Origin of the sequence: Micromonospora sp. RL09-050-HVF-A (assembly GCF_019374995.1) — a bacterium.
Taxonomy (GTDB): domain Bacteria; phylum Actinomycetota; class Actinomycetes; order Mycobacteriales; family Micromonosporaceae; genus Micromonospora; species Micromonospora antibiotica.
This window is the reverse complement of the sequence record NZ_JAGKQP010000002.1, coordinates 3,749,849-3,767,875: the sequence shown is the minus strand read 5'-3', so window position 1 is coordinate 3,767,875 and position 18,027 is coordinate 3,749,849. Positions and strand designations below refer to the sequence as shown.

The 18,027-nt window shown below is 73.8% G+C and carries 13 protein-coding genes and 3 pseudogenes; 12 read left to right on the top strand and 4 right to left on the bottom strand.

What is annotated here, in order from left to right:
* Positions 1–90: 90 nt before the first annotated feature.
* From J7462_RS16385 to J7462_RS32970, 4 genes are all read left to right on the top strand, one after another.
* A complete protein-coding gene (locus J7462_RS16385) occupies positions 91–1,086 on the top strand; it encodes a DUF3152 domain-containing protein (protein WP_219464809.1) in 996 nt (331 codons plus the stop codon).
* Positions 1,087–1,183: 97 nt separating this feature from the next.
* A complete protein-coding gene (locus J7462_RS16380; RefSeq protein WP_308290918.1) occupies positions 1,184–2,146 on the top strand; it encodes a DUF3152 domain-containing protein in 963 nt (320 codons plus the stop codon).
* Between the two features lie 110 nt (positions 2,147–2,256).
* Positions 2,257–3,438: an adenylyltransferase/sulfurtransferase MoeZ gene (gene moeZ, locus J7462_RS16375; RefSeq protein WP_219464807.1), complete on the top strand. Its 1,182-nt coding sequence runs from the start codon at positions 2,257–2,259 to the stop codon at positions 3,436–3,438.
* A 93-nt stretch (positions 3,439–3,531) separates the two neighbouring features.
* Complete coding sequence (locus tag J7462_RS32970) at positions 3,532–4,461, top strand: prenyltransferase/squalene oxidase repeat-containing protein (protein ID WP_219464805.1); 930 nt, start codon at positions 3,532–3,534, stop codon at positions 4,459–4,461.
* Positions 4,462–4,526: 65 nt separating this feature from the next.
* Here J7462_RS32970 and J7462_RS16365 read toward each other — a convergent pair whose 3' ends face one another.
* The gene (locus J7462_RS16365; protein WP_219464803.1) at positions 4,527–5,768 is read right to left on the bottom strand and encodes a glutamate-5-semialdehyde dehydrogenase; all 1,242 of its coding nucleotides are present in this window, start codon (positions 5,766–5,768) and stop codon (positions 4,527–4,529) included.
* 49 nt (positions 5,769–5,817) lie between these two features.
* Positions 5,818–6,974: pseudogene (gene proB, locus J7462_RS16360) on the bottom strand (glutamate 5-kinase).
* 13 nt (positions 6,975–6,987) lie between these two features.
* On the opposite strand from proB, the gene J7462_RS16355 reads away from it, so the two are divergent.
* The 6 genes and pseudogenes from J7462_RS16355 (at position 6,988) to J7462_RS16330 (ending at position 13,550) form a co-directional block, all read left to right on the top strand.
* A complete protein-coding gene (locus tag J7462_RS16355; protein ID WP_088644748.1) occupies positions 6,988–7,302 on the top strand; it encodes an MGMT family protein in 315 nt (104 codons plus the stop codon).
* Positions 7,303–7,333: 31 nt separating this feature from the next.
* Positions 7,334–8,866: pseudogene (locus J7462_RS16350) on the top strand (MFS transporter); the annotation flags it as partial.
* A 73-nt stretch (positions 8,867–8,939) separates the two neighbouring features.
* Positions 8,940–10,388 (top strand): aminotransferase class V-fold PLP-dependent enzyme, encoded by a 1,449-nt coding sequence (locus J7462_RS16345; protein ID WP_219464801.1) that lies wholly within the window; start codon positions 8,940–8,942, stop codon positions 10,386–10,388.
* A gap of 171 nt (positions 10,389–10,559) precedes the next feature.
* Complete coding sequence (locus tag J7462_RS16340; RefSeq protein ID WP_219464800.1) at positions 10,560–11,141, top strand: NADH-quinone oxidoreductase subunit B; 582 nt, start codon at positions 10,560–10,562, stop codon at positions 11,139–11,141.
* Between the two features lie 124 nt (positions 11,142–11,265).
* On the top strand, positions 11,266–12,054 hold the full coding sequence (locus J7462_RS16335; RefSeq protein WP_219464799.1) for a hypothetical protein: 789 nt from the start codon (positions 11,266–11,268) through the stop codon (positions 12,052–12,054).
* 179 nt (positions 12,055–12,233) lie between these two features.
* The gene (locus J7462_RS16330) at positions 12,234–13,550 is read left to right on the top strand and encodes a DUF2252 domain-containing protein (protein WP_219464798.1); all 1,317 of its coding nucleotides are present in this window, start codon (positions 12,234–12,236) and stop codon (positions 13,548–13,550) included.
* Between the two features lie 16 nt (positions 13,551–13,566).
* Here the strand turns inward: J7462_RS16330 and J7462_RS16325 are convergent, their stop codons facing one another.
* Positions 13,567–14,613: a glucose 1-dehydrogenase gene (locus tag J7462_RS16325; protein WP_219464797.1), complete on the bottom strand. Its 1,047-nt coding sequence runs from the start codon at positions 14,611–14,613 to the stop codon at positions 13,567–13,569.
* Between the two features lie 221 nt (positions 14,614–14,834).
* On the opposite strand from J7462_RS16325, the pseudogene J7462_RS16320 reads away from it, so the two are divergent.
* A pseudogene (locus J7462_RS16320) lies at positions 14,835–15,425 on the top strand (NADH-quinone oxidoreductase subunit C); the annotation flags it as partial.
* 154 nt (positions 15,426–15,579) lie between these two features.
* Complete coding sequence (nuoH, locus tag J7462_RS16315) at positions 15,580–16,545, top strand: NADH-quinone oxidoreductase subunit NuoH (protein ID WP_208568254.1); 966 nt, start codon at positions 15,580–15,582, stop codon at positions 16,543–16,545.
* A 51-nt stretch (positions 16,546–16,596) separates the two neighbouring features.
* Here the strand turns inward: nuoH and J7462_RS16310 are convergent, their stop codons facing one another.
* Positions 16,597–17,913 (bottom strand): S8 family peptidase, encoded by a 1,317-nt coding sequence (locus J7462_RS16310; protein ID WP_219464796.1) that lies wholly within the window; start codon positions 17,911–17,913, stop codon positions 16,597–16,599.
* Between the last annotated feature and the right edge of the window lie 114 nt (positions 17,914–18,027).

Genomic DNA, 18,027 nt, shown 5'->3' with positions numbered 1-18,027 from the left:
TGCCGGTGCCGCGCTTGAGTTCGGCGGGGGCGACGCGCCGGAGTCCGGTGGTGACGTGGCGTGGCGGCCCGGGGTGGCATCCTGACCCGGATGACTGCCCTCCTGCGCCACGGCCTGCGATGGGCCCGTGGCATCCGCCGCCCCGGGACGGTCCTGCGCCGTCCGTTCGTCTTCACCGGCCGGTCGCGTCCGGCGCTGTCGGCGACCGTGCTGCTGTTGGTGGTGGTCTCCGGCGGGCTGGCGGTGACCACGGGTGCGGGGTCGGGCACCGGTCGGTTGGTCGCCCGGCCGGTGGTGCCACCCGGCGGGTCGGCCGCGACCGGTAACGCGTCGGACGCCGTGGGGTCGGCCGGCGACTTCGGGCGGGCCGGGCCCGCCGACGGTGCGGGTCCGCAGGGTGCGGCCGGGCCGGTGCCGCCGGTCGCGGTGCCGTCGGCGGAGCAGGCCGGCGTGGGTGGCCCGACCACGGCCGTGCCGCCGTTGGCGTTGTCCGGGCCGGTCCCGGCGACGGGCCGGGGCACCTTCGCCTACGACGACCGGGCCGGGGCGACGCTGGGCCGGTCCGGTGTGCTGCGGCGGTACCGGGTGGCCGTGGAGGTCGGCTCCGGTGAGGACGTCCGGGACTTCTCCGACCAGGTGCAGGCGGCGCTGGCCGGGCCGGGTAGCTGGGTGGACGGCGGGCGGTTGCGGCTGCGCCGGGTGCCGGGGGACGCGCCGTACGACTTCACGGTCCAGTTGGCGACCCGGAACACGGCGGGTCGGTTGTGCCGGGCCGGTGGGGTGGACATCCGGGTCGGTGGGGTGCCGTTCACGTCGTGCCGCGCGCCGGGGAAGGTGATCGTCAACCTGGACCGGTGGCGGACGTCGGTGCCGCACTTCGTCCGGGCCGGGGTGCCGTTGGCGCTCTACCGGACGTACGTGGTGAACCACGAGGTGGGGCACCAGTTGGGGCACCGCCACGAGGGGTGCCCGGGGGTGGGCCGGCCGGCGCCGGTGATGCAGCAGCAGTCGTTGTTCCTGCGGGGGTGCACGGCGAACCCGTGGCCGTACCTGGGTGGGCGTCGGTACGCCGGCCCGGCGCGCTGAACCCGCCGGGGCGGGTCGTTCCGGTGGATGTGAAACATCCTCTCGTAAGAAGTGGCAATAACGCTGATATGCCCGATTAGTCTGCCATGCTGGACGGGTGACCACCCCGACCGACTCCGCCGGGCGTCCGGAGCCGCCGGCCGCCGGCCCACCCGACCCACGCCCATGCGACCGCACCGCGTCGCAGCCCGCCGACCAGCGCCACCGCGACCCGCACACCGAGCCGAGCCGCGGCGGGCCGAGCCACGGCGGGCCGAGCCACACCACGGAGGGGCGGAGAGGGTCGTACCGCAGTCGTCGGTTGCGGCGTCGGCGTCGCCGGGCCGTGCTGCTCGGCCTGGTCCTGCTCGGCGCGGGCGGGTTCGTCGGCCTCTACCCGGACGACCCCCAGGGAGACCCCGCGCCGGTCGCCGGGCGGCTGGCCGACGGGACGGGCGGTGGACGACCGACCGGTGGACCCGACGGCGGGCAACCCCCCACCGGCTACCCGCGCAGCGGACCCGGGCGCTTCACCGCCGCAGACGGCCGCTCCGAGGTGTACGGCTCCGACGGCCCGCTGCACCGCTACCGGATCGAGGTGGAACAGGGCACCGGTCAGGACGTGGACGCGTTCGCCGCCGCCGTGGACGCCACCCTGGGTGACCCGAACAGCTGGATCCGCTCCGGCGAACTACGGTTCCAGCGGGTGCCGGAGGTGGCCGCCGCCGACTTCACCATCTATCTCGCCACCCCGGCCACCTCCGAGCGGATCTGCGCGGAAGGTGGGCTGGACACCGAGGGCTACACCTCCTGCCGGCTGCCCGGTCGGGTGGTCATCAACCTGGCCCGCTGGATGGACGCCGTGCCGGACTACGGGGCGCCGCTGTCGGTCTACCGGACGTACGTGGTCAACCACGAGGTGGGGCACGAACTCGGCGAGGAACACCAGGCCTGCCCCGGGGTCGGCGAGCCGGCCCCGGTGATGCAGCAGCAGACGTACGGGCTGGACGGCTGCGTGGCCAATGCCTGGCCGTACGTCGACGGCTCCCGCTACTCGGGCGAGCTGATCCCCGGCGCCTGAGTTATTCCCCTCCCGTATGTCGGACGGGGTGTCACTGCTCATGGCCGAGGGGTGGTCGGCCGAGCGACAATGGCTCGGTTCGCCATCAGCCGATCACCGGGGAGTCCACCGTGTCGTTGCCCCCGCTCGTCGAACCCGCCGCCGAGCTGACCGTTGACGAGATCCGTCGTTACTCCCGTCACCTGATCATCCCCGATGTGGGGGTCGAGGGGCAGAAGCGGTTGAAGAACGCCCGGGTGCTCTGTGTGGGTGCCGGTGGTCTCGGCTCGCCGGCCCTGATGTACCTGGCCGCCGCCGGGGTCGGGACGCTCGGCATCATCGACTTCGACACCGTCGACGAGTCCAACCTCCAGCGCCAGATCATCCACGGGGTCTCCGACATCGGCCGGTCCAAGGCCGAGTCCGCCGCCGCGTCGATCCGCGAGATCAACCCGCTGGTCCAGGTGGAGATCCACAACACCGCCCTCGACCGGGAGAACGTCCGGGACATCTTCGCCCGGTACGACCTGATCGTCGACGGCACCGACAACTTCGCCACCCGCTACATGGTCAACGACGCGGCGGTGCTGCTCGGCAAGCCGTACGTCTGGGGGTCGATCTACCGGTTCGACGGTCAGGCGTCGGTCTTCTGGGCCGAGCACGGCCCCTGCTACCGCTGCCTCTACCCGGAGCCCCCGCCGCCCGGCATGGTGCCGTCCTGCGCCGAGGGTGGCGTGCTCGGCGTGCTCTGCGCGTCGATCGGCTCGATCCAGGTCAACGAGGCGATCAAGCTGCTCGCCGGGATCGGCGAGCCGCTGGTCGGCCGGCTGATGGTCTACGACGCGCTGGAGATGGAATACCGCAAGATCAAGATCCGCAAGGACCCGAACTGCGTGCTCTGCGGCGAGAACCCCACGGTCACCGACCTGCTGGAGGACTACGAGGACTTCTGCGGCGCGGTCTCCGAGGCGGCCCAGGAGGCGATCGTCGACTCGACCATCACCGCCACCGAGCTCAAGGAGTGGCAGGACGCCGGCAAGGACATCTTCCTGGTCGACGTCCGGGAGCCCGCCGAGTACGAGATCGTCCGGATTCCCGGCTCCACCCTGATCCCCAAGGGCGAGATCATCTCCGGTGAGGCGCTGGCGAAGCTCCCGCAGGACAAGCAGGTCGTGCTGCACTGCAAGTCCGGGGTCCGCTCGGCCGAGGCGCTCGCCGCGCTGAAGGCCGCCGGGTTCCGCGACGCGGTGCACGTCCAGGGCGGGGTGCTCTCCTGGATCAAGCAGATCGATCCCTCGCTGCCCGCGTACTGACCGGTGACCGGGGCCGGGGGCGGCGACGAACCGCCCCCGGCCCCGACCGATTCCCCGAGGCGGGATCGCGTCCGCGCCGGTAGCGTCTGCGCCGTGGTGGACTTGGATGCGGCGATAGGTTTCGTCGTGGCGCACGGTGACGCGGTGGACCGCGCCCGGCTGTCCCGGCTGCGCACCGGTGCGCCCGTGCCCCCCGACCTGCTCGACGCGGCCGAGGTCGGGCAGACCGTGGACGGCGGCTGGCCGGCGGTGCTCGGCGGTGAGGTCCCGTCCATCGACGCCACCTGTTTCCGCCTGGCCGAACTGGACGATCTCGGCGCGCTCGGCCGGCCCGCCGCCCGGCACGCCCTGGACTGGCTGGCCGCCCGGCAACTGCCCGACGGTGGCTGGGACGAGGACCCGCGGCTGGCCGGTAGCGCCCCCGAGTGGGCCACCCCGGGTGACCCGGAGGCCCGGCTCTACCTCTCGGCCAACGCCGCGTTCTGGCTCAGCGTCGCCGGTCGGGACGCCCGTGCCGCGGGCCCGCTGGACAACCGCGTCGGCGGCGCGTACGCCGGGGTGGTGCAGGCGGCGGCGCAGGCCCTGGCCGGGCAGCTCGCCCCGGACGGCAGTTGGCCGTCCTTCCTCGCCGCCGGCTGGCTGAGCGCGGCGGTGCTGCACCGCCAGCAGCTCTACTACGAGTCGGCCCGGATCCAGGCGGTGCTGGCCGAACGGATGCCGCAGCTGTCCCCGGCGGACACCGCCGCGCTGGCCGCCACCCTGCGCCGGGTGGAGGTGGGCGAGGAGCAGTGGGTGCTGGTGTCGGCCCGCAGGCGGCTCGCCGAGACCCAGCGCAGCGACGGCGGCTGGGACAGCGACGACGGCCACCAGTTCGACGTGCACACCACGCTGACCGCGATCCGTGCCTGCCGGCCGATCGGGCCGGTCCTGCCGCCGGGCTCACCGGTCGCCCCGCCGGGCTCACCGGTGGTGCGCCGGGCCCGCGTGGTCCCGCCGACCGACGACGAGCCCGGCACCTGGTGACCCCGGGCCCGCAGCGCCCGGCTGCGGGCGACCGCCCCGGGCGTAGCCGGGCCGGGGCGGTCCGCTCAGCGCAGGTGACCGTCGCCGGTCACCACGTACTTGGTGGAGGTCAGCTCGGGCAGCCCCATCGGCCCCCGGGCGTGCAGCTTCTGGGTGGAGATGCCGATCTCCGCACCGAAGCCGAACTCGCCGCCGTCGGTGAACCGGGTGGAGGCGTTGACCATCACCGCCGCCGCGTCGACCCGGGCCACGAACTCCCGGGCGGCGGCCTGCGAGTCGGTGACGATCGCCTCGGTATGCCCGGTGCCGTAGCGGCGGATGTGCGCGACCGCCGCGTCGAGCGAGTCGACCACGGCGACGGAGATGTCCGCGCTGAGGTATTCGGTGGCGAAGTCCTCGTCGGTGGCCGGCACCACGGCGGGGGAGTGGGCGACGACCTCGGGGGAGCCGTGCACGGTCACCCCGGCCTCGGCGAACGCGGCCAGCACGACCGGCAGGAACGCGTCGGCGACGTCGGCGTGCACCAGCAGCGACTCGGCGGTGTTGCAGGTGCTCAGCCGCTGGGTCTTGGCGTTCAGGGCGATCGCCACCGCCTTGGCCTGGTCGGCGGCGGCGTCCACGTAGACGTGGCAGTTACCCACCCCGGTCTCGATCACCGGCACCGTCGACTCCTCGACCACGGTGCGGATCAGCGACGCGCCACCGCGCGGGATCAGCACGTCGACCAGGCCCCGGGCCCGCATCAGCTCCTTGACCGACTCCCGGGAGCCGGCGTCGAGCAACTGCACCGCGTCGGCCGGCAGCCCCGCCCCGGCGACCGCGTCACGCAGCACCGCCACCAACGCCGCGTTGGAGTGCGCGGCCGAGGACGACCCGCGCAGCAGCGCCGCGTTGCCGGACTTCAGGCAGATGCCGGCCGCGTCCACCGTCACGTTCGGCCGGGCCTCGTAGATGATGCCGACCACCCCGAACGGCACCCGCACCTGCCGCAGCTCCAGCCCGTTGGGCAGGGTCGAACCCCGGACCACCTCGCCCACCGGGTCGGGCAGTGCGGCCATCTCGCGCAGCGCGTCGGCGATGCCGGCCACCCGACCCGCGTCGAGGGCGAGCCGGTCCAGCACGGCCGCGCTCAGCCCCGCCTCCCGCCCGGCCGCCAGGTCCGCCGCGTTCGCGGTGAGGATCTCCGGCGTACGCGCCACCAGCGCGTCGGCCATCGCGTGCAGCGCGCCATCCTTGACCGTACGGGTGGCCACGGCGAGGGCCTCCGCCGCGTCCCGGGCCCGCCGGGCCTGCTCGACGACGCTCATTGCGTACTCCTTCGGATCTTCCGGAGGCGCCCGTGCGGGACGCCTGACGTCACAGCAGCACCAGGTCGTCGCGGTGGACGACCTCACGTTCGTACGCCGGGCCGAGCGCCGCAGCGAGTTCCCCGGTGGACCGGCCGAGCAGGCCGGGCAGCTCCACCGCGTCGTAGTTGACCAGTCCCCGGGCCACCGACGCCCCGTCGACGTCCACCAGGTCCACCGGGTCGCCTGCGGTGAAGGTGCCGTCCACGGCGGTGATCCCGGCCGGCAGCAGCGACTTGCGCCGGCCCACCACGGCCTGCACCGCGCCCGGGTCGAGGTGCAGCCGCCCCCGGGGGCGGTGGCGTGCGCCAGCCAGAACAGCCGGGCCGCCGGGCGTCGCCGGGCCGGGTGGAAGAACGTGCCCACCGGTTGCCCGGCCAGCGCGTCGCCGGCCAGCGGGGCGGCGGTCAGCACCACCGGGATGCCGAAGCCGGTGGCGATCCGGGCCGCTTCCACCTTGGTGACCATGCCGCCGGTGCCGACCCCGGCCCGGCCGGTCCCGCCGATGTCGACGCCGGCCAGGTCGGCCTCGCCGCGTACCTCGGTGATCCGGGTGCTGCCGGGGCGGGTCGGGTCGCCGGTCCACAACGCGTCGACGTCGGAGAGCAGCACCAGCAGGTCGGCGTCGACCAGGGCGGCGACCAGGGCGGCCAGCCGGTCGTTGTCGCCGAACCGGATCTCCTGGGTGGCGACCGTGTCGTTCTCGTTGACGATCGGCACCGCCCGCAGGTCGAGCAGCTTGCGCAGGGTCCGGTACGCGTTGCGGTAGTGCGCCCGCCGGGTCACGTCGTCGACGGTGAGCAGGACCTGCCCGACGGTGAGCCGGTGCCTGGCGAAACCGGCCGCGTACCGGCCGATCAGCAGGCCCTGGCCGACGCTGGCGGCGGCCTGCTGGGTGGCCAGGTCACGCGGGCGGCGGGGCAGCCCGAGCGGGGCGAGCCCGGCGGCGATCGCCCCGGAGGAGACCAGCACCACCTCGCGGCCGGCGGCGGCGAGCGCGGCGAGGGCGTCCACCAGGGTGTCCACCCGGGTCTCGTCCAGGCCGCCGGTGGCGGTGGTCAGCGAGGACGAACCGATCTTGACGACGATCCGCCGGGCCTGGGTGACTGCTTCACGCACCCGCCCATTCTGCGTGGTCGGTCCCGACGGACCCCGCCGCGTTCCCATATCCTGGCCGGTCGTGACGCCTGAGGAGTACGTGGAGGCGGTGCTCGCGCTGGTCGAGCGGATACCGCCGGGCCGGGTGATGTCCTACGGGGCGATCGCCGACGCGCTGGCCGAGCGGTCCGGGCGGGCCTCGGCCCGGCTGGTCGGCTCGATCATGGCCCGGCACGGCGGCGGGGTGCCCTGGCACCGGGTGGTGAACGCGGCGGGTCGGCTGCCACCCGGGCACGAGGTGCGGGCGCGGGCCCTGCTGCGCGCCGAGGGCTGCCCGTTGCGGGGTGCCGGGGTGGATCTGGATGCCGCCAAATGGTGGCCGGATGAGGGGCGGTGACCAGGCGGTAACGTGAGTAGCATTCGGCCGCATGGACGTGCCACCGGCCGAGCCCGGCTCCCCACCCGCCGGCCTGCCCGCGCCGGTCCCCGGGGTGTCCGCGTCGGCCGCCGGCCTGCCCGCGTCGGCCAGCGGGGTGTCCGCGTCGGCCGCCGGGGTATCTGCGTCGGCCGGCGGCCTGCCCGCGCCAGCTGCCGGGGTGTCCGAGTCGGCCGGCGGGTCGGCCCGGTCGGCCGGTGCCGACGGGGTCGGGTTGCCGCGTCGGGTGCATGCCGGCTACGCGCTCGGTTCGTTGGCCACCGGGGCGTTCGGCACGGTGCCCGGGTTGCTGCTGCTGCCCTACCTGACCGACACGCTCGGGGTGGCCGCCGGGCTGGCCGCCCTGCTGGTGCTGTTGCCCAAGGCATGGGACGTGCTGGTCAACCCGGTCGCCGGGCGCATCTCCGACCGGACCCGCTCCCGGTGGGGGCCACGCCGGCCGTGGCTGCTCGGTGCCGGGATCGCCCTGGCGGTGCTCTTCGCCGCCATCTTCGCCGCGCCCTTCGGCGTCGGGCCGGCCGCCGGGGCGTACGTGGCCGTCGCGTTCCTCGCCACCGCCACCGCGTTCGCCTTCTTCCAGGTTCCGTACGTGGCGATGCCCGCCGAGCTGACCGACGACGCGGCGGAGCGTACCCGGCTGATGGGCTGGCGGGTCGCGGTGCTGGCGCTGGCCATCCTGATCTCCGGGGCGGTGGCCCCGATGGTGGTGACCGCCGGTGGCGAGGGGGTGGCCGGGCACCGCTGGATGGGGGTGTTCGTCGCCGCGCTGATCGCGCTCGGCGCGCTCGGCGCGTTCCTCGGCACCCGGTCGGCGGCGACCGGCACGGTGACCGCCACCGAGCCGACGCTTCGCGCCCAACTCGCGGTGGTCGCCGCGGACCGGCCGTTCCGGGCGCTGCTGCTCTGCTTCGTGATCCAGTCCGCCGGGGTGGCGACCATCCTGGCCGGGGTCAGCTACTTCGCGGCCCAGATCCTGCGGGACCCGACCACCGGGCCCACCGTGCTGTTCGCCTGCTTCGTCGGGCCGGCGTTGCTGGTGATGCCGCTGTGGACCCGGCTCGGCACGCGCCTGGGCAAGAAGACCGCGCTGGTCGCCGCCTCGCTGCTGCTGGCCGCCGGTGCGGCGACGCTCGTGGCCGCGCCGGTGCTGCCCGCCGCCGCCGTCTACGCGGTGGTCGCGCTCCTCGGCGTCGGGTACGCCGGGCAGCAGGTCTTCGCGCTGGCGCTGCTGCCCGACTGTGTGGCCGCCTCGACCGCGCGCACCGGTCGCCGACAGGCTGGCGTCTTCACCGGCCTGTGGACCGCTGGAGAGACCTTCGGTCTGGCCCTCGGCCCCGGCCTCTACGGCCTGGTCCTGGCCTTCTCCGGCTACGTCTCCTCAGCCACCGGCACCGCCGCCCCCCAGACCCCCACCGCCCGCCTGGGCGTCCTCCTAGGCTTCACCCTCGTCCCGGCCCTCCTCATCGCCCCCGCCACCCTCCTCCTCCGCCCCCACCCCTACCACCTCCCCCACCTCCCGCCCCCACCCACCTCGTCGATCATGGAGTTGTGGCGGGGGCGAAAGCCGCGAAAACCTACGGAAAGGCCACCACAAGTCCATGATCGACAAGAACGGGGTGCCTGCCGAGCGGGTGCTGGACGAGATTCGGCAGCTCAGGGCGGGGGATCGGCCGGTGCACGGGGGGCGGTTGTTCGCCTACGTGTACGACCCGGGCGTCGGCGGGCTCGACGCGTTGGGGGCGGCGGCCCACGCGGAGAGCGCCCACGTCAACGGGCTCGATCCGACCGCCTTTCCGTCCCTGCTGGCGATGGAGAACTGGCTCGTCGGGGCAGCCGGCGGGCTGCTCGGCGGCGGACCGGGCAGCGCCGCGCCGGACGTGGTCGGCAGCGTCACCAGCGGCGGGACCGAGTCGCTGATCCTGGCCGTCAAGGCCGCCCGGGACGCCCACCCGGAGCTGACCGCACCCCGGATCGTGGTGCCGGCCAGCGGGCACGCCGCCTTCGCCAAGGCCGCCCACCTGCTCCGGGTCACCCTGGACACGGTTCCCGTCGACCCGGTCACCCTGCGCCCGTCGGTCGCCGACGTGGCCACCGCGATCCGCCCGGAGACGGTGCTGGTGGCCTGCTCCGCCCCGTCGTACGCGCACGGGGTGATCGACCCGGTGGCCGGGATCGCGCAGGTGGCGGCGGCGGCCGGGGTGCGTTGCCACGTGGACGCCTGCTTCGGCGGCTGGACCCTGCCCTACCTGCGTCGCCTCGGCGTGCCGGTGCCACCGTTCGACTTCACCGTCGACGGGGTCACCTCGATCTCCGTCGACCTGCACAAGTACGCGTACGCCCCGAAGGGGGTGTCGGTGCTGCTGCACCGGGACGCGACGCTGCGCTCCCCGCAGTTCTTCGCGTACGCCGGCTGGCCCGGCTACACCATGGTCAACCCGGTGCTCGCCTCCACCCGCTCGGGTGGCCCGATCGCCGCCGCGTACGCCACCCTGCGGCACCTCGGCGACGACGGCTACCTGCGGTTGGCCGCAACCACCCGGGACGCGGTCGACACCCTGGCCGCCGCCGTACGCGGGGTTGACGGGTTGCGGCTGATGGCCGAACCGGAGTCCACCGTGGTCTGCTTCACCAGCACCGACCCGGCGCTCGACCTGTTCATCCTGGTCGACGAGCTGACCGCCCGGGGCTGGCACACCCAACCCCAGCTGCGGTACGCCGACCTGCCCGCCAGCGTGCACCTCACGGTGACCGCCTCGGTGGCCCCCCGGGTGGCCGAGTTCGGCCCGGACCTGGCCGCCGCGGTGGCCGCCGCCCGCCGGGCCGGGCCGGTCGAGCTGCCGGCCGAACTGGTCGCCCTGGCCGGGTCGTTGACCCCGGAGGCGCTCACCCCCGAGCTGATCGGTGGACTCGCCGCCGGCCTCGGGCTCGGTGCCGGGCCACCGGACCGGATGGCGGTGGTGAACACCCTGCTCGACGCCGCCCCCGCCGCGCTGCGGGAACGGCTGCTGGTGGAGTTCGTCGGCCTGCTGCAACGCCCCACCTGGTGACCCTGCGTTCCGGCCGGCGGCCGGGACGGGCGGTCGCGGTGGCGGGGCGGCGTCGTCGGAAGGTCTCCGCCGGGACGCGGGGACGGCCCCGGCCGGACCGGCGGGTGCACCGGGCGGCTGTGGTTGACTGTCCGTGGGCGGACAGCGGGTCGGCGGAGACGGGAGGCGGTCGTGCAGTTGCCGGGAGTGCTCGGCGAGCCGATCCGGTTCGTCCTCAACTGGGGTCGCCGCTACTCGCTCTGGGTGTTCAACTTCGGCCTGGCCTGCTGCGCGATCGAGTTCATCGCCACCAGCATGGGCCGGCACGACTTCATCCGGCTCGGCGTCATCCCGTTCGCCCACGGCCCCCGGCAGGCCGACCTGATGGTGGTCTCCGGCACGGTGACCGACAAGATGGCCCCGGCGATCAAGCGGCTGTACGACCAGATGCCCGAGCCGAAGTACGTCATCTCCTTCGGGTCCTGCGCCAACTGCGGTGGCCCGTACTGGGACTCGTACTCGGTGACCAAGGGCGTCGACCAGCTCATCCCGGTCGACGTCTACGTGCCCGGCTGCCCGCCCCGGCCGGAGGCGCTCCTGCACGGCATCCTCCGCCTCCAGGAGAAGATCGCCGCCGAACAGTCAGGCGTCGGCGGCGTGGACCGCACCGACCCGCTGGCCTCCCCGGCCGACGCCGGTGCACCACCGGCCGGCGACACGTCCTCCCGTTCGGTGGAGTCGCTGACCGCCCCACCGGTACACCGCCCCGACTGAGGCGCCGCCCGGTCGAGTCCCGCCGCGACGCCCTGATCGGGCGCGCGTGACGGCTGCGGGCGTCGGCAGGACACCGTGTCCGGGCCCGGTTTGCGCGTGCCCTGCTCCGGCATAATCAACCATGGTGAAGCTCGATGTTCCGGGCGGCACGCCAGCGGCCCGAGGCGAGGAGGGAACCGCGGTGGTAGTGCCAGAGGACGTGCCGAGGAACCAGAGTCCCGACGAGCGGCCGACCCTGCGGCGACGCCTGAGCCGCCACTACAATGAGAGGCTGGACGGCAGCGGCCGGGGAGCCGTGCTGAGCGCACTCATCGGCCTGGTGACAGCCCTGCTCGGGGCTGTAGTGGCGATCTACGTGGGGACCAGGGGCGACGACAGGAACGCGCCACCGGATGCCAGGCCGAGTGCCGGAGCGAGTAGCCCTGCCGACGCCCCGCCGGTGCCGACTTCACCGGCCTGGCCGAGTCCCACGGCCATCCCGAGCCCTACGGCGGTTCCGTCGACCGAGCCGGGCCCCATCACGGCCGCCCCGTCCGACGGCGGGGTCCGGTGGAGCGGCGAGGTACGGTTCGCCACCTACGGCGTCGATCTCGACACCGTGCCTGCGACGGTGCAGAGGTACTGGTCGACCGACGCGGACCTCAGTCGGGATTCGGCGAGCGCGGATGACGGGTTGCACGCCGAATGGGGACAGCTCGCCCTGTGGCCGGGGCCGGGCACGCCCTCGCGGCAGCAATGCGCCGAGCGCGTCTCCACGCACGGCGCGGAGCGGGTTCACATCCCGGTCGGCAGAATCGGTTGCCTGACCACCAACAAGGACCACGTCGCCATGTTCAAGGTCACCCGCTATCCGGACGACTCCTTCCAGGTGACCGCCCATGTCACGGTCTGGACCCCGCCAGGGGACTCCTGACCCGTCCCCTCCCGATGGGTAGGTCCCTTGCCGGCGTGAAAGTGCCGGAACCTGCGCCGAGCCGACCCACCTGGCGCTGCCGGGCGTGCGGGACCGTCCGGCCGTGCTCGCCTGCCACGCTGCGAACCGGGGGTGGTGGCTCGGCGGAGAGGTGGCGGGTGGGGGTTAGCGTGCGGGGCATGACCGACTCCGTGGACCGACGGTCCGCCTTCATCGTCGACGTGTTGACCGAGGAGTTCGGCGCGTCGATGGCGCTCGACCCGGCGGCGTTCCGCCGGAAGTTCCGCAAGATGGCCGCCTCCCCGTTCGCCTTCTACCGGGGCAGCGCCTCGTTGTTCTACGCCGACCAGCGCGGTGACTTCGCCGACGACGCGTTCCTCGACGAGCAGACCAGCCGGGTGTGGATCCACGGCGACCTGCACGCCGAGAACTTCGGCACCTACATGAACGCCTCCGGGCACCTGGTGTTCAACGTCAACGACTTCGACGAGGCGTACGTCGGGCCGTTCTCCTGGGACCTCAAGCGGCTCGCCGCCAGCGTGGCCCTGATCGGCTACGCCAAGGCCCTGTCCGACCGGGCGATCGGCGAGCTGGTCACCGGCTTCGCCCGGTCGTACCTGACCGAGTTGCGGGCCATCGCCGCCGGTGGGGACGACGCGATCGGCTCGATCACCCTGGACAACGCCGACGGGGTGCTGCGCCGGGTGCTCCAGGAGGCCCGGCTGAACACCCGGGTCGACCTGCTGGCCGCGCAGACCACCGTCGACAACTACGAGCGGCGGTTCTCCCTCGGCGACGGGGTGTTCGAGATCGATGCGGAGACCCGCAAGAAGGTCTGCGCCGCGTTCACCGGGTACCTGGACACCCTGCCCCCCTCGACGGCCCGGCTGCGACCGGTCGCCACCCAGATCAAGGACGTGGTGCTGCGCAAGGGGGTGGGCATCGGCTCGGCCGGGCTGCCGTCGTACAACCTGCTGCTGGAGGGGCACACCGAGGCGTTGGAGAACGACGTCGTCATCTACATGAAGCAGGCGCAGGTGCCGGCGGTGGCCCGGCACATCGACGACGAGCGGGTCCGGGGCTACTTCCGGCACCAGGGGCACCGCACGGCCGAGTCGCAGCGGGCGTTGCAGGCGCACGCCGACCCGTGGCTGGGCTTCACCGAGCTGGACGGTGCCGGTCAGCTCGTCGCCGAGGTCTCCCCGTACGCCGCCGACCTGGACTGGTCGGACGTCAACGAGCCGGAAGAGCTGGCCGGGGTGCTCGCCGACCTGGGCCGGGCGGTGGCCCGGATGCACTCGGTCGCCGACGACGAGTCCAGCCACGACCTGGTCGACTACTCCACCGAGGAGGCGATCGTCGCCGCGATCGGCGACGACACCGACGGCTTCGTCGGGCACCTGGTCGAGTTCGCCCACGCGTACGGCGTCCGGGCCCGCACCGACCACCAGCTCTTCGTGGACCTGTTCCGCAACGGCCGGCTGCCCGGCGTCTGAGCCGGCCCGTCGGGCGTCACGCCCCGAACTCCAGCACCACCTTGATGTCGTCGTCGGCGTGGGCGTACGCCTGTGCGTACGCCGACACCGGCACCCGGCGGGTGATCAGCGCGTTCAGCCACGACTGGTCGGCCCGGGCGAGCGCGCGGGCGGCCAGGTCCCAGTGTCGCCGGTTGGCGTTGACCGAGCCGAACACCACGTTGTTCTCCAGCACCAACGCCCGGTTGAGCGCCCCGGCGTCGAAGTCGATGGTCCGCCCCCCGCTGGACACCCCGGTCAGACAGACGATCCCGGCGGGGCCGACCTTGCACATGGCCTCCAGCACCACCGTCGGCGCGCCGGTGCACTCGACCACCACGTCCGGCTCGAAGTCCAGCTCGTCGACCGGCACCGTGTGGTACGTCGCCCCGAGCGCCCGGACCAGGTCCGGCTTGGGACCGGTGGTGTTGCGGTCCAGCACGTGCACCGACAGGCCACGCTGGACGGCCAGCAGGGCCGCCAGCAGCCCGATCGGCCCGGCCCCGGTGACCAGCACGGTCTGCGGCTTCCACTCCGCCCGGGTGCCGATCTGCGCGATGTGGTCCCACGCCTTCGCCACCACGCTCGCCGGCTCCAGCAGCATGCCGACCGGGGCGAGGACGGGGTCCAACCCGACGGCGAACTTCGGCTGAACCCGCCACCGGTCCCGGGCGAAGCCGGTCAGCCCCTTGATCCCGTGCTCGGTGTACCGCCCGTTGCGGCACATGTCCCACTCGTCGACGGCGCAGTTCGGGCAGGGCACCGGGTCGGGGTGGCGGACGATGCCGGCCACCAGGTCGCCGGGTTGCAGAGTGCCGGACGGGTCCTCCAGCACGCGGCCGAGGGACTCGTGGCCGAGCACCAGTTCCCGCTGGCCGGGCGGGGCCTCCCCGTAGTCCCCGGCGATGATCTCCTGGTCGGTGCCGCAGATGCCGACGGCGACCGCCTCGACCAGGATGGCCCCCTCCTCGGCCGGCGGCTCCGGCCAGTCCTGCACCAGCCGCAGCGAGTCGCGGACCCCGGGAGTCACCGTCACAGCGCGCACGGCCCCATCTTTCCCCGCCCTGCCCCGCCCCGCCGGCCAAAGTGCCAGATGCCCGCCCCGCCCCGCCGGACGAGGCCCGCCGGGCCCGCCGGACGACGCCCGCCGGAACCGTCGTACGACGGGGCGCTGGGTCGTCCGTTCACCTCATCCAGGTGTCCGCCGGGCGCGTACGACCGGGCGGGCGGGCCCGGCGTCGGGGCGGCGGCCATAGGATCAACCGCATGACTCCGGAAGAGGTCGGTCGGCGGGTGGTCGCGCTGCTCACGCCGGTCGAGGCGACCGCGTCGGTGTCCGGCGGGCAGGCCCACGCCCGGGCCACCGTCGACGTACCCCCGGTGGCCTGGGCGGACACGCTCCGCGCGGTGCGCGACGACGTCGAGCTGGCCTGCGACTTCTTCGACTGGCTCTCCGCCGTCGACGAGTTGGCCGCCGGCTTCGACGTGGTGGTCCACCTGTGGTCGACCCGGCACCGGCACGGCGTGCTGCTGCGGACCCGGGTGCCGAGACAGTCGCCGACGGTGGCGTCGGTGGTCGACGTGTTCCCGGGCGCGGCCTGGCACGAGCGGGAGACCCACGAGATGTTCGGTGTCGACTTCACCGGCCACCGGGATCTGGCCCCGCTGCTGCTGCCGCCCGAGTTCGAGGGGCATCCGCTGCGCAAGGAGTTCGTGCTCGCCTCCCGGGTGGCCAAACCGTGGCCGGGGGCGAAGGAACCGGGCGAATCCGAGGCCGGTGGTGGTCGTCGGGCGGTCCGCCCGCCCGGGGTGCCCGCCCCGGGGGAGTGGGGCGCGGTGCCGGCCCCGGCCGGCCCGGTGACGGTGGGTGAGGGCGCTCCGGCCCGCGCGCCCCGGGAGCGGCCGGCCCGGCCCGCCGCGGGGGCCCGTCCGCCGCGTACCCCCGCTCCGGCGCGGCCGGCGACGGCCCGGCGCGCGGTGACCAGGGTGGCGACCAGGGGGGTACGGCCTGATGCCGACCTGGTTGGAGCTGGTGATCCGGATCGGCGGGGTGCTCGTCGCCTTCCTCACCCTGCCGCTGATCGTCGGTCAGGCCGAGCACAAGGTGATGGCGCACATGCAGGGCCGGCTCGGTCCGATGTACGCCGGTGGCTTCCACGGCTGGGCGCAGCTCGTCGCCGACGGGATCAAGTTCGTCCAGAAGGAGGACATCACCCCGCGCGAGGCGGACCGGGCGGTGTTCCGGCTCGCGCCGGTGGTGGCCCTGGTGCCCTACCTGCTGGTGTTGCTGGTGATCCCGCTCGGCCCGGACGACCTGGTCGGGCAGCCGCTGGACATCGGCCTGTTCTTCGTCCTGGCGGTGGTCGGCGTCGGCGTGGTGGCGGTGCTGATGTCGGCGTGGGCGTCGGCCAACAAGTACAGCCTGCTCGGCGGGCTGCGCGGGGCGGCCCAGCTGCTCGGCTACGAGCTGCCGCTGGTGCTGGCCGCCGCCTCGGTGGCGATGGCGGCGGGGACGCTGAGCCTCGGCGGGATCGTCGAGGCGTGGCAGCCGTGGTGGCTGCTCTGGCAGGCCCCCGCGATGATCGTGTTCTTCGTGGCCGGGCTGGCCGAGATCCGGCGCCCCCCGTTCGACATGCCGGTTGCCGACTCCGAGCTGGTGTTCGGCTACATGACCGAGTACACCGGGCTGCGGTTCGCGTTCTTCCTGCTCGCCGAGTACGTCGGGATCGTGGTGATCGCCGCGCTGACCACCGTGCTGTTCCTCGGTGGTTGGCAGGGCCCGTTCGCCGACGCCCAGCTCGGGTGGCTGTGGACCCTGCTGAAGGTCTTCGCCGTCTCGTTCGTGATCATCTGGCTGCGGGTGTCGTTCCCCCGGCTGCGGGAGGACCAGCTCCAGCGGCTGTGCTGGCTGGTCCTGGTGCCGGCGGCGCTGGCCCAGCTGGTCCTCACCACCGCCGTACGCCTCACGCTGAACTGAGCGCCGGCCCGGAGGGGCCCCGGGACACTCCCCGGGGCCCCTCCGGCACGCTCACGGCGCGGCGTAGAGCAGACGGTTCGGGGAGCCGACCCCCGGGTTGACCACCTTGCCGGTGGTGGCGGCGGTGATCAGCGCGCTCTTGGCGGTGGCGAGGGTCGCCGACGGGTTGGTCTGCCGGTAGCGGGCCAGCCAACCGGTGACGTGCGGGGCCGCCATCGAGGTGCCGGACCAGCCGCTGGCCACTGCGGTGTTCGAGGCGATGCCGGCGGAGGTGATGTCCACCCCCGGGGCGAAGATGGTGACGCAGGTCCCGTAGCTGGAGAACGAGGCCCGGTTGTCGCTGATGTCGGTCGCCGCGACGGTGATGCCCCGGCTGGACCGGGGGCCGTTGGTGCAGGCGTCGGTGTTGAAGTTGTTGGCGATGAAGACCGGGTACACACCGTGGTCGATCAGGTTCTCGATCGAGGTGTTCGCCGACGTGCCGTAGCCCTGGAGGCTGAAGTTCGCCACCGAGACGGCCGCGTGGTTGGTGGCCAGCCAGTCGACGCCCTCGATCAGGTCGGTGCTCCACCCGGAGTTGTCGCACTGGAGGACCCGGACCGCGCGCAGGGTCACCGACTTGGCGACCCCGTAGGTGGTGCCGCCGATGGTGCCGGCGACGTGCGTGCCGTGGCCGTGGCAGTCGTTGGTGCCGTTGCCGTCGCCGACCGCGTCGTAGACCCCGGCGGCCCGGGTGCCGAAGTCGACGTGGGTGGCCCGGATGCCGGAGTCGACGATGTAGGCGGTCACCCCGGAACCGGTCGAGGTGTAGCCGAAGCTGTTGCTCAGCGGCAGGTTGCGCTGGTCGATGCGGTCCAGCCCCCACGACGGCGGGTTGCTCTGCACCGCCTGGACGGACACGCCGCCGGCCTGGGCCCGCCCGGTCCGGGCCGTCGTCGGGCCGGTCCGGTCCGGGGTGGTGCTGGTCAGCCCGCCCTGGATGCGGGTGTCCCGCTCGACGTACTGCACGGCCGGGTCGTTGCGGACGGCGGCGAGGGCGGCCGGCGGCAGCACGGCCGCGTACCCGTCGAGGACCTGGGTGTAGCGGTTGAGCACGGTGCCGCCGGCCCGCTCGGCGACGGCGGCCGACTGGGTGGTGCGGGCGAGGCGGGCGGTGCGCTCGCTGCTGACCGGCTTGTCGGAGAGGACGACGATGTACCGGTCCGGCGCGGCTTCCGCGCTGCCGGCCAGCAGCGGCGCGGGTGCGGTCCGCCCCGGGCCGGGGGTGGCCGGGGCCGCGACGGCGGCGTTGGTGGTGGTGGCGAGCGCACCGGCGAGAACACCGGCGAGTACGCCCAGACGTGCGGTCCTGCTACCCAGCTTGCGCAAGGCTTGATCCTCCTCAAGAGGGGAGTCCGTAGTGGACTGGCAGCCCGCCGTCGACGGAAGTTGCGGCGACGGACACCCCTAGTCGAACAGGTCATATTGACCATCGTGTTAACT